12 protein-coding genes and 1 pseudogene are annotated in these 10,972 nt (G+C 43.0%); all 13 read left to right on the top strand.

Going from position 1 to position 10,972, the window contains the following annotated elements; genetic code table 11:
- Positions 1 to 278: 278 nt before the first annotated feature.
- Entirely contained in the window at positions 279 to 839 is a 561-nt protein-coding gene (locus HT719_RS00065) for a mechanosensitive ion channel domain-containing protein (RefSeq protein ID WP_001168882.1), read from the top strand.
- Positions 840 to 896: 57 nt separating this feature from the next.
- Complete coding sequence (locus HT719_RS00060; RefSeq protein ID WP_172927841.1) at positions 897 to 1,805, top strand: magnesium transporter CorA family protein; 909 nt, start codon at positions 897 to 899, stop codon at positions 1,803 to 1,805.
- A 14-nt stretch (positions 1,806 to 1,819) separates the two neighbouring features.
- A complete protein-coding gene (locus HT719_RS00055; protein ID WP_240156533.1) occupies positions 1,820 to 2,347 on the top strand; it encodes a YqeG family HAD IIIA-type phosphatase in 528 nt (175 codons plus the stop codon).
- 2 nt (positions 2,348 to 2,349) lie between these two features.
- The gene (gene yqeH / locus HT719_RS00050; RefSeq protein WP_119947988.1) at positions 2,350 to 3,456 is read left to right on the top strand and encodes a ribosome biogenesis GTPase YqeH; all 1,107 of its coding nucleotides are present in this window, start codon (positions 2,350 to 2,352) and stop codon (positions 3,454 to 3,456) included.
- Positions 3,457 to 3,669: 213 nt separating this feature from the next.
- Positions 3,670 to 3,981, top strand: a complete 312-nt coding sequence (gene yhbY, locus HT719_RS00045; protein WP_000060163.1) for a ribosome assembly RNA-binding protein YhbY — start codon at positions 3,670 to 3,672, stop codon at positions 3,979 to 3,981.
- Between the two features lie 51 nt (positions 3,982 to 4,032).
- On the top strand, positions 4,033 to 4,662 hold the full coding sequence (locus HT719_RS00040; protein WP_172927839.1) for a nicotinate-nucleotide adenylyltransferase: 630 nt from the start codon (positions 4,033 to 4,035) through the stop codon (positions 4,660 to 4,662).
- Entirely contained in the window at positions 4,662 to 5,255 is a 594-nt protein-coding gene (yqeK, locus tag HT719_RS00035; RefSeq protein ID WP_057522589.1) for a bis(5'-nucleosyl)-tetraphosphatase (symmetrical) YqeK, read from the top strand. The genes HT719_RS00040 and yqeK overlap by 1 nt, the downstream gene beginning before the upstream one ends.
- Complete coding sequence (locus HT719_RS00030) at positions 5,256 to 5,756, top strand: cysteine hydrolase family protein (RefSeq protein WP_000844707.1); 501 nt, start codon at positions 5,256 to 5,258, stop codon at positions 5,754 to 5,756.
- Positions 5,757 to 5,768: 12 nt separating this feature from the next.
- The gene (gene rsfS / locus HT719_RS00025; RefSeq protein WP_172927838.1) at positions 5,769 to 6,122 is read left to right on the top strand and encodes a ribosome silencing factor; all 354 of its coding nucleotides are present in this window, start codon (positions 5,769 to 5,771) and stop codon (positions 6,120 to 6,122) included.
- Positions 6,123 to 6,230: 108 nt separating this feature from the next.
- On the top strand, positions 6,231 to 6,971 hold the full coding sequence (locus HT719_RS00020) for a class I SAM-dependent methyltransferase (protein ID WP_345790009.1): 741 nt from the start codon (positions 6,231 to 6,233) through the stop codon (positions 6,969 to 6,971).
- 9 nt (positions 6,972 to 6,980) lie between these two features.
- Complete coding sequence (locus HT719_RS00015; protein WP_172927836.1) at positions 6,981 to 8,078, top strand: nucleotidyltransferase; 1,098 nt, start codon at positions 6,981 to 6,983, stop codon at positions 8,076 to 8,078.
- Positions 8,079 to 8,269: 191 nt separating this feature from the next.
- Positions 8,270 to 9,883 (top strand): ribonuclease Y, encoded by a 1,614-nt coding sequence (locus HT719_RS00010; RefSeq protein ID WP_000404950.1) that lies wholly within the window; start codon positions 8,270 to 8,272, stop codon positions 9,881 to 9,883.
- 702 nt (positions 9,884 to 10,585) lie between these two features.
- Positions 10,586 to 10,972: pseudogene (locus HT719_RS00005) on the top strand (group II intron reverse transcriptase/maturase); the annotation flags it as partial.

Genomic DNA, 10,972 nt, shown 5'->3' with positions numbered 1-10,972 from the left:
AAGTCCAGATATGCAGCTACTAAATAGATTATTGGGCATGGAATGGAACAAAGGGTTCGTGAAGTTTGAAGAACTCAAAAATTACGCCAAAGCTCCATATACAACACCTAAACGAGATTAAAGAACAGCGAAATCCCTTGTGGCGCAAGGGGTTAGCTGCCCTTTTGTATTTTTTAAGTGATAAAGTCGGGAGAGGGGCTAGAGATTATCCCCTACTCGATTATTTATGGATAATGAGACTGATGAAAATATGGTATAATGAAATAAAGGAGTTTTATATGCAAAAATTTATTCAAGCTTATATTGAAAAGCTAGATGTGACAACCATTATCGAAAATATTCTAACCAAGGTCATTTCTCTTTTACTGCTTTTGATTGTATTTTATATTGCTAAAAAAATGCTTCATACCATGGTGCAGAGAATTGCCAAACCTTCTCTAAAAATGTCTCATCATGATGTCGGGCGCCAGAAAACCATCTCACGTTTGTTAGAAAATGTGTTTAATTATACGTCATATTTCTTTTTACTCTACTGTATTTTATCGATTTTAGGCTTACCTGTATCTAGCTTGCTGGCTGGGGCTGGAATCGCTGGGGTGGCGATTGGGATGGGAGCCCAAGGTTTTCTGTCTGATGTCATCAATGGCTTTTTCATCCTTTTTGAACGTCAACTGGATGTGGGAGATGAGGTTGTTCTGACCAATGGCCCCATTACTGTATCGGGCAAGGTCGTCAGCGTGGGAATTCGTACGACACAGCTTCGTAGCGAGGAGCAAGCTCTTCACTTTGTTCCGAACCGAAATATCACGGTTGTTAGCAATTTCTCACGCACGGACTAGACCTGTTATTTTAAGTAATTTGTGGTACAATAGAGGGAGTTTAATAAAGGAGAAAAGATGGTTTTAGAAAAGCAGTTGGGCAATGGTTGTACCTGGATAGACCTAGACCTCGGAAAGTTGAATAAACTAGAAGACCTTTCTAAAATCTACGGCTTGGACAAGGAAACCATTGAGTACGCACTGGATAGGAATGAGCGTGCCCACATGGACTACCACCGTGAAAGTGGGACGGTTACCTTTATCTATAATGTCCTAGATGTGAAAAAGGACAAGGCCTACTATGAGACTTTTCCCATGACCTTTATCGTGGAGCATCGTCGCCTGATTACCATTAGTAATACCAAGAACGCCTATGTCATTGAACAGATGACTCGTTATCTGGAGAGCCATGACATGCTTTCGATTTACAAGTTTCTCTTTGCCAGTCTGGAAATCATCAGCAATGCCTACTATCCTGTCATTGAGCAGATGGACAAGAGTAGGGATGAGGTTAATGGCCTCTTGCGTCAGCGGACGACCAAGAAAAATCTCTTTGCCCTTTCCGACTTGGAAACTGGTATGGTTTATCTTACTGCGGCTGCTAAACAAAATCGGATTTTGTTGGAGCATATTCAAGGTCATGCCTTGTATCGTAGTTTTGATGAGATTGAGAGAGAGCAGTTTGATGATGCTATGATTGAGGCTCATCAGCTGGTATCCATGACAGACCTAATCTCTCAGATTTTACAGCAACTTTCAGCCTCTTACAACAATATTCTAAACAATAATCTGAATGATAATTTGACAACCTTGACTATCATTTCAGTCTTGCTAGCTGTTTTGGCAGTCGTGACAGGCTTTTTCGGAATGAATGTTCACCTACCTTTAACAGATGAGCCCCATGCTTGGCTCTACATCAGTATAGCTAGTGCAGGGTTATGGATTGTTTTATCCTTGTTACTAAGGAAAATTGCGAAAAAAAGTTAAGAAAAGGAGCCAGAATGGCGATTGAAAACTACATGCCAGATTTTGCTGTGGAAGCAGTCTATGATCTGACAGTCCCAAGCCTGCAGGCGCAGGGAATCAAGGCTGTTTTGGTCGATTTGGACAATACCCTTATTGCTTGGAACAACCCTGACGGGACACCAGAGATGAAGCAATGGCTACATGACCTTCGGGACGCGGGCATTCGCATTATCGTAGTGTCAAATAACACCAAAAAACGCGTCCAACGAGCAGTTGAGAAGTTTGAGATTGACTACGTTTATTGGGCTCTAAAGCCCTTCACATTTGGGATTGACCGTGCCATGAAGGAATTTCACTATGAGAAAAGCGAAGTGGTCATGGTTGGCGACCAGCTCATGACAGATATACGAGCAGCCCACCGTGCAGGCATTCGGTCAATTTTAGTCAAACCCTTGGTCCAACATGACTCGATTAAAACGCAGATTAACCGAGCTCGCGAGCGTCGTGTTATGCGAAAAATCACTAAAAAGTACGGACCGATTACATATAAAAAAGGAATTTAACTATGGAAGAAATTCTCTGTATTGGTTGTGGAGCAACCATTCAGACGACAGATAAGGTTGGTCTTGGTTTTACCCCCCAGTCGGCACTCGAAAAAGGTTTGGAGATAGGTGAAGTCTATTGCCAACGTTGTTTCCGTCTCCGTCATTACAATGAAATCACAGATGTCCAGTTGACGGACGATGATTTCCTCAAGCTTTTGCACGAGGTGGGAGACAGTGATGCCTTGGTAGTCAATGTCATTGACATCTTTGACTTTAATGGCTCTGTCATTCCAGGCTTGCCACGCTTTGTATCGGGCAATGATGTCCTCTTGGTCGGGAATAAAAAAGATATCCTGCCCAAGTCAGTTAAACAGGGCAAGATTAGCCAGTGGCTCATGGAACGTGCCCACGAAGAAGGACTTCGTCCAGTTGATGTCGTCCTAACTTCAGCCCAAAACAAACATGCCATTAAGGAAGTCATTGACAAGATTGAACACTACCGTAAAGGCCGCGATGTCTATGTGGTCGGTGTAACCAACGCTGGAAAATCAACTTTAATCAATGCCATTATCCAAGAAATCACGGGTGACCAGAATGTCATCACGACGTCACGCTTCCCAGGGACAACCTTGGATAAAATCGAGATTCCGCTTGACGACGGATCTTATATCTACGATACACCGGGGATTATCCATCGTTACCAGATGGCCCACTACTTGACGGCCAAAAACCTCAAGTATGTCAGCCCCAAAAAGGAAATCAAACCTAAAACCTATCAGCTAAATCCTGAACAAACTCTGTTTCTAGGTGGTCTCGGACGATTTGATTTCATTGCGGGTGAAAAGCAAGGTTTCACAGCCTTCTTTGACAATGAACTCAAATTGCATCGTACTAAGCTTGAAGGCGCTAGTGCATTTTACGACAAGCACGTCGGAACCCTTCTCACGCCTCCAAACAGTAAGGAAAAAGAAGATTTTCCAAAACTGATTGAGCATGTATTTACAATCAAGGATAAGACAGACCTAGTCATCTCAGGCCTAGGTTGGATTCGTGTAACAGGCATAGCAAAAGTCGCCGTCTGGGCACCAGAAGGCGTCGCCGTCGTCATACGAAAAGCAATTATTTAAAACAAAATCGCTGAGCGAACAAAGTGAGCTCATATAGCGATAGTTATTGCCGTGGTGTGATTGCCAATCTGTAGATTGGCAAGGGGCACAATTGAGACCAAGGCTCAATTGTGAGGTCAGGAAATCCATTTTTCAAAGATGAAATCTTTGTAAAATTAGTTCCGACCGTCCCTCACCACCTAAAATAACTATCCAAAAACAAGGAAGAAAATTATGTCATTAACATCAAAACAACGTGCCTTCCTCAACAGTCAGGCACACATCCTCAAACCTATCATCCAAATCGGGAAAAATGGACTCAACGACCAAATCAAAACCAGCGTCCGTCAAGCTCTTGATGCGCGTGAATTAATCAAGGTTACTCTCTTACAAAACACAGATGAAAACATCCACGAAGTAGCTGAAATTTTGGAAGAAGAAATCGGTGTGGATACAGTCCAAAAAATAGGACGCATCTTGATTTTGTTTAAACAATCCAGCAAGAAAGAAAATCGCAAGATTTCTAAGAAAGTCAAAGAAATCTAAGACCGAAACTCCAAATAACTGTTTTTATAGAGAAATAAAGGGGACTAGCCTATGACAATCGAACTATTGACTCCCTTTATCAAGGTAGAGTTGGAGCCAGAAATCAAGGAGAAAAAACGCAAACAAGTTGGGATTTTAGGGGGGAATTTTAACCCTGTTCACAATGCCCATCTTATTGTTGCGGATCAAGTACGGCAACAGTTGGGACTGGATCAAGTTCTGCTCATGCCTGAATACCAACCTCCTCACGTTGATAAAAAGGAAACCATCCCTGAACACCATCGTCTCAAGATGCTTGAGTTGGCAATTGAGGGGATTGACGGCCTAGTCATTGAAACTATTGAGTTGGAGCGCAAGGGTATTTCCTACACTTACGACACCATGAAGATTTTGACAGAGAAGAATCCAGATACGGATTATTACTTTATCATCGGTGCCGACATGGTTGACTATCTGCCTAAGTGGTACCGAATTGATGAACTGGTTGACATGGTTCAGTTTGTGGGGGTTCAGCGTCCACGCTACAAGGCAGGGACTTCCTATCCAGTTATCTGGGTGGACGTACCGCTCATGGATATCTCGTCCAGCATGGTGCGGGACTTCATTGCCCAAGGTCGGAAACCCAACTTTCTCCTACCTCAGCTAGTGCTAGACTACATCGAGAAGGAGGGGCTCTACTGATGTCCTATCAAGACTATATCAACTGCTCCCGTGAGGCCTTGTTGGAAAAAATGGCAGAGCTTCTACCTGAGAAACGTCTAACCCATTGTCTAGGTGTGGAGCGTGCCGCTATGGAGTTAGCTCAGCGCTTTGGTGTAGATGTTGAGAAAGCAAGTCTAGCAGGTCTTCTTCATGACTATGCTAAAAAGTTGTCAGATCAGGAATTTCTAGACTTGATTGACCGTTATCAGCTAGATTTCGACCTCAAAAACTGGGGTAATAATGTCTGGCATGGCATGGTCGGAATTTACAAAATTCAGGAAGATTTGGATTTGCATGATTCAGAAATCCTGCGAGCCATTGAAGTCCATACAGTCGGTGCTGGTCAGATGACAGACCTAGATAAGGTTGTCTATGTAGCAGACTATATCGAGCACAATCGATCCTTTCCTGGAGTAGATGTGGCGCGTGAGATTGCAAGTCTATCGCTCAATAAGGCGGTGGCCTACGAAACAGCTCGTACCGTGGAGTATCTAGCTCATCAGGGATTCCCCATCTATCCCCAAACCCTTGAAACCTATAACGCCTTTGTGCACTATTTGAAAGAGGACTAAATGAAGACGGCTTTTATAATCATTGATGTTCAGAATGTTTTAGTAGAAACTGGGTTCCAGACAAAAAGTCTATTGGAAAAAATTTCTTATTTACAAAACCAGGCTAGAAGCAAGAATATTGAAATTATCTATGTTCAACATATTGAGAACTCTGAAGCTCAAACATCAGAAGATTGGCAGTTATCTGCGCTTTTAAATCGAAAACCTGCTGAAAAGGTCTTTCAGAAGAAGTATAACAGTATTTTCAAAGAAACTGGCTTAAAAGAATACTTGGATAAGCAGGGGATTGAAAAATTAGTTTTATGTGGTATGCAGACAGAATATTGTGTGGATACCTCTGTCAAGGTTGCCTTTGAATATGGCTATCAGCTTATTGTTCCAGAAGGTGCTGTCACAACCTTTGATGGGGATGACATTCCAGCAGAAACGATTAATGAATTTTATGAGGACATTTGGGAGGAGCGCTTTGCAGATGTTCTAGATTACAAACATATTTTCTAAAAAGAGGATTAAATGAACGAAAAAGAATTACTAGAACTAGTCGTGAAAGCGGTTGATGAGAAACGTGCGGAGGATATCCTCGCACTTGATGTACAAGATTTGACTAGTGTGACGGACTACTTTGTCATCACTAGCTCAATGAATAGCCGTCAGTTGGACGCTATCGCAGCTAATATCCGTGAAAAAGTAGCTCAAGCAGGCTTTAAAGGTAGCCATGTCGAAGGCGATGCAGCTGGAGGCTGGGTCTTACTGGACCTCGGTGCTGTTGTCGTGCATATCTTTTCAGAAGAAATGCGTGCCCATTATAATCTAGAGAAGCTATGGCATGAGGCGAATTCAGTAGATATTTCAGAAGCTCTTGCTTAGAAGATGAACTCAGTTGTAGTCAACTGGGTTTCTTTGCTTATTTTAGAAAAATTGATAGAAAGGTAAAGGGCTAGTGGTGTTTACCATGGAGCTCTTAGTATCATGATTATGGCGACTTATGAAACCTTTGCGGCGGTCTATGATGCGGTCATGGACGATAGTTTATACGACAAATGGACGAATTTTTCTCTGCGTCATTTGCCTAAGACCAAGGAGAGAAAGAAACTCTTGGAATTGGCTTGTGGGACAGGAATTCAATCAGTGCGCTTCTCTCAGGCTGGTTTTGATGTGACTGGACTTGACTTGAGTGCGGATATGTTGAAGATTGCGGAGAAGAGAGCGACTTCAGCCAAGCAAAAGATTGCTTTTATAGAAGGTAATATGCTGAATTTGTCCAAGGCAGGGAAATACGATTTTGTCACGTGTTATTCGGACTCTATCTGCTATATGCAGGATGAGGTGGAATTAGGGGACGTCTTTAAGGACGTGTACAATGCGCTGAATGAAGAGGGAGTTTTCATCTTTGACGTGCACTCGACCTACCAGACAGATGAAGTATTCCCTGGCTATTCCTACCATGAAAATGCGGAAGATTTTGCCATGCTTTGGGATACATATGAGGAAGAAGCTCCTCATTCCATCGTGCATGAGCTGACTTTCTTTATCAAGGAGGCTGACGGTTCCTTTAGTCGCCACGATGAAGTACATGAGGAGAGAACCTATGAGATCTTGACCTATGATATCTTGCTGAAACAGGCTGGATTCAAGTCCTTCAAACTCTATGCAGACTTTGAGGATAAGGAGCCAACAGAAACTAGCACCCGTTGGTTTTTTGTGGCGCAGAAGTAGGAGGTTAGCATGACCATCACAGGTATTATCGCGGAGTTCAATCCTTTTCATAATGGCCATAAATACCTGCTGGATCAGGCAGAGGGACTGAAAATTGTTGCCATGTCAGGGAATTTCATGCAGCGTGGAGAGCCTGCTATTTTGGATAAGTGGACAAGGGCCCAGATGGCGCTGGAAAATGGCGCAGACTTGGTAGTGGAATTGCCCTTTTTAGTCAGTGTTCAGGCAGCTGATTTCTTTGGTCAAGGAGCTGTGGATATCTTGGATCGCTTGGGCATTGATAGTCTAGTTTTTGGGACAGAGGAAGTTCGAGATTATCAGAAAATCGCTGACTTATACACAGAGAAAGGTGCTGAGATGGAGAAATTTGTGGAAAATCTGCCTGATTCCCTTTCCTATCCCCAGAAAACCCAAGCTATGTGGAAGGAATTTGCTGGTCTTGATTTTTCAGGTAATACCCCCAATCATGTTCTTGCTCTGGCCTATGCTAAGGCGGTTGCAGGACGAAATATCAAGCTGCATCCGATTCAGCGTCAGGGGGCAGGTTACCATTCTGTGAATAAAGATGTGGACTTTGCCTCGGCGACAGCCCTCCGTCAATATCAGAAGGACCAAGATTTCTTAGAACGCTTTATGCCTTCTGTTGCCCTATTTGAGCAGGCCAGTAAGGTGATCTGGGAAGACTATTTTCCCTTGCTCCGCTATCAAATCTTGTCAAATCCCGACCTAACCACCATCTATCAGGTCAATCAAGAAATGGCTGTGCGCATTAAAGAAGCTATTAAAACAGCCCAGTCTGTGGAAGAATTGGTCGAGTTAGTGACTACCAAACGTTACACCAAGGCGCGTGTCAGACGCCTCTTGTCCTATATCTTGGTGCAGGCTAGAGAAAGTAACTTGCCAGAAGCGATTCATGTCCTTGGATTTACTGAAAAAGGCAGGCAACATCTCAAGTCTTTGAAAGGTCAGGTCAGTCTAGTCAGCCGAATTGGCAAAGAACCTTGGGATGCTATGACTCAAAAGGCTGACCAGATTTACCAACTAGGAAAGCCAAGTATAGCAGAGCAAAATTTTGGAAGAGTACCGATTAGAATAGAAACAAACTAAGTCTACTGAAAGGTAGGCTTTTTCTCAAGTCTCTACTAACACTACTATTTCTAAACAACAAGTTTATTTTGGTAAATGTGTTCCAAATTCCCCAAAACATATTCTATTTTAGGTTTGTGAAAATCACTTTTTTATGGTAGAATGTAAAAGAATGTATGTCATTCGGAATAACAATAAAATGAGGTAAAAACATGGAAATCATGTCGCTTGCGATTGCTGTTTTTGCCGTCATCATTGGTTTAGTCATTGGATATGTCAGCATCTCAGCTAAGATGAAATCATCTCAGGAAGCTGCAGAGTTGATGCTTTTAAATGCTGAACAAGAAGCAACTAATTTACGTGGACAAGCTGAGCGTGAAGTGGATTTACTTGTTAATGAAGCCAAACGTGAAAGCAAGTCTCTTAAAAAAGAAGCACTATTGGAGGCCAAAGAAGAAGCCAGAAAATACCGTGAAGAAGTGGACGCTGAATTCAAATCAGAACGTCAAGAACTCAAACAAATCGAAAGTCGTTTGACAGAGAGAGCTACTAGCCTTGACCGTAAGGACGACAATTTGACGAGTAAAGAACAAACACTTGAACAAAAAGAACAAAGTATTTCTGATAGAGCGAAAAACCTTGATGCGCGTGAAGAGCAATTAGAGGAAGTCGAAAGACAAAAAGAAGCAGAACTAGAGCGTATTGGTGCTCTGTCTCAGGCAGAAGCACGAGATATTATCTTGGCACAGACAGAGGAAAACTTGACCAAGGAGATTGCCAGTCGTATTCGCGAAGCTGAGCAAGAGGTCAAGGAACGTTCTGACAAAATGGCCAAGGACATCCTGGTTCAAGCTATGCAACGTATCGCTGGTGAATATGTAGCGGAGTCAACAAACTCAACGGTTCATCTGCCAGACGATACTATGAAGGGACGCATTATTGGTCGTGAAGGTCGTAACATTCGTACCTTTGAAAGTTTGACAGGGGTCGATGTGATTATCGACGATACACCAGAAGTGGTGACCTTGTCAGGATTTGATCCGATTCGTCGTGAGATTGCCCGTATGACGATGGAAATGTTGCTCAAGGATGGTCGTATCCACCCAGCTCGTATCGAAGAGTTGGTTGAGAAAAACCGTCAAGAGATTGACAATAAGATCCGTGAATACGGTGAGGCTGCTGCCTATGAGATTGGCGCACCAAACCTTCATCCAGACTTGATGAAGATTATGGGTCGCTTGCAATTCCGGACTTCATATGGCCAAAATGTTTTGCGCCATTCGATTGAGGTTGCTAAGTTAGCTGGTATTATGGCCAGCGAGCTTGGTGAGAATGCGGCTCTTGCCCGTCGTGCTGGATTCCTTCACGACATCGGAAAAGCCATTGACCGCGAGGTTGAAGGTAGCCACGTTGAAATCGGTATGGAATTGGCACGTAAGTACAAGGAACATCCAGTTGTGGTCAATACGATTGCTAGTCACCACGGAGATGTTGAAGCTGAGAGCGTCATTGCAGTTATCGTTGCTGCAGCAGATGCCTTGAGCGCAGCTCGTCCAGGTGCTCGTAGTGAGTCTCTTGAAAGCTACATCAAGCGTCTCCATGATTTGGAAGAAATTGCGAACGGCTTTGAAGGGGTACAAAATAGCTTTGCCCTTCAAGCAGGACGTGAAATTCGTATCATGGTCAATCCAGGAAAAATCAAGGACGACAAAGTCACAATCTTAGCTCACAAAGTTCGTGAGAAAATTGAAAACAATCTCGATTACCCAGGAAATATCAAGATAACCGTGATTCGTGAGCTTCGTGCAGTAGATTATGCTAAATAATAAAAAACTGAGGTCAGTGAAATCTGACTTCAGTTTTTTTGAAGTACGACGGGCATGTGGTGCATCTGAGGTGTAATACTCTTCGAAAATCTCTTCAAACCACGTCAACGTCGCCTTGCCGTACTCAAGTACAGCCTGCGGCTAGTTTCCTAGTTTACTCTTTGATTTTCATTGAGTATAAGTCCTTGGTGGGCACCTGCTACCGGTGAACCCAATAGCGATTCCCAAGCCTGACTATCGTGAGGTAGCGGATTAAAACGGTCTGGGGATAGACCGTTTTAAGTCTGACGCTGGAAATAAGAATCGTCAGAGGAAGGGATAGCGAAATCGTGGCTCTACGAACAGGAAGGTGATAGTAAGGCGTATATAGCGGATAGGGGGGCGCGAAACCTTAAAGTCCAAAAAGGTAGTCGTAACCTATATGCGTAAATCACGAGAGTAATTGAATTCGAACTAAGATTTATCTTTTTCCACTGTAACCTTTTAACGTCCTCATGTCTAGTCTAAACGAGGAAAGATGTAGGACTTATCCCGTGAGCTCTGTCGCTAGAAAGAGAAAACGACAGATCGAAGTAATCCTACTTTACTTGTGTCTGTAAAATGAACGGTCTGATAGAACTGGACTCTGTCACGTATTGACTAGATGAAGGTTCACCAATATAAGATGTCCCTCAGGCACCAAAACAAGAAAGGAATAGGCACATGTCAAAATTGCTAGATAAGATAGTATCACGCGAAAATATGCTGGAAGCCTACAATCAAGGAAAATCCAATAAGGGCTCAGCTGGGATTGATGGAATGACTATCGAAGAGATGGATAATTATCTCAGACAAAACTGGCGCCTGACTAAAGAACTGATAAAACAGAGGAAATACAAACCTCAATCAGTCCTGCGAGTTGAAATCCCCCAACCCAATGGAGGTGTCCTTCAGCTTGGGATTCCGACAGTGATGGATAGGATAATCCAACAAGCCATTGTCCAAGCTCTTAGAGTACTTAAATGACGGCTATGAGTGGATAGTGGATATAGACCTAGAGAAATTTTTCGATAGGGTTCCTCAAGATAGATTGATGTCCTTAGTACATAA

The sequence above is a fragment of the Streptococcus sp. k-378 genome (genome assembly GCF_013277505.1).
In the GTDB taxonomy this organism is placed as follows: Bacteria; Bacillota; Bacilli; order Lactobacillales; family Streptococcaceae; genus Streptococcus; species Streptococcus pseudopneumoniae.
Note: the sequence above shows the minus strand (reverse complement) of the source record. Positions and strands in the feature narration are given on the sequence as shown.

What these genes read in the sequence shown, in the direction of transcription:
- HT719_RS00065 (WP_001168882.1), top strand. Translation starts at nt 279, where the DNA reads ATGCAAAAATTTATTCAAGCTTATATTGAAAAGCTAGATGTGACAACC.
- HT719_RS00060 (WP_172927841.1), top strand. Translation starts at nt 897, where the DNA reads ATGGTTTTAGAAAAGCAGTTGGGCAATGGTTGTACCTGGATAGACCTA.
- HT719_RS00055 (WP_240156533.1), top strand. Translation starts at nt 1,820, where the DNA reads ATGGCGATTGAAAACTACATGCCAGATTTTGCTGTGGAAGCAGTCTAT.
- yqeH (WP_119947988.1), top strand. Translation starts at nt 2,350, where the DNA reads ATGGAAGAAATTCTCTGTATTGGTTGTGGAGCAACCATTCAGACGACA.
- yhbY (WP_000060163.1), top strand. Translation starts at nt 3,670, where the DNA reads ATGTCATTAACATCAAAACAACGTGCCTTCCTCAACAGTCAGGCACAC.
- HT719_RS00040 (WP_172927839.1), top strand. Translation starts at nt 4,033, where the DNA reads ATGACAATCGAACTATTGACTCCCTTTATCAAGGTAGAGTTGGAGCCA.
- yqeK (WP_057522589.1), top strand. Translation starts at nt 4,662, where the DNA reads ATGTCCTATCAAGACTATATCAACTGCTCCCGTGAGGCCTTGTTGGAA.
- HT719_RS00030 (WP_000844707.1), top strand. Translation starts at nt 5,256, where the DNA reads ATGAAGACGGCTTTTATAATCATTGATGTTCAGAATGTTTTAGTAGAA.
- rsfS (WP_172927838.1), top strand. Translation starts at nt 5,769, where the DNA reads ATGAACGAAAAAGAATTACTAGAACTAGTCGTGAAAGCGGTTGATGAG.
- HT719_RS00020 (WP_345790009.1), top strand. Translation starts at nt 6,231, where the DNA reads ATGGCGACTTATGAAACCTTTGCGGCGGTCTATGATGCGGTCATGGAC.
- HT719_RS00015 (WP_172927836.1), top strand. Translation starts at nt 6,981, where the DNA reads ATGACCATCACAGGTATTATCGCGGAGTTCAATCCTTTTCATAATGGC.
- HT719_RS00010 (WP_000404950.1), top strand. Translation starts at nt 8,270, where the DNA reads ATGGAAATCATGTCGCTTGCGATTGCTGTTTTTGCCGTCATCATTGGT.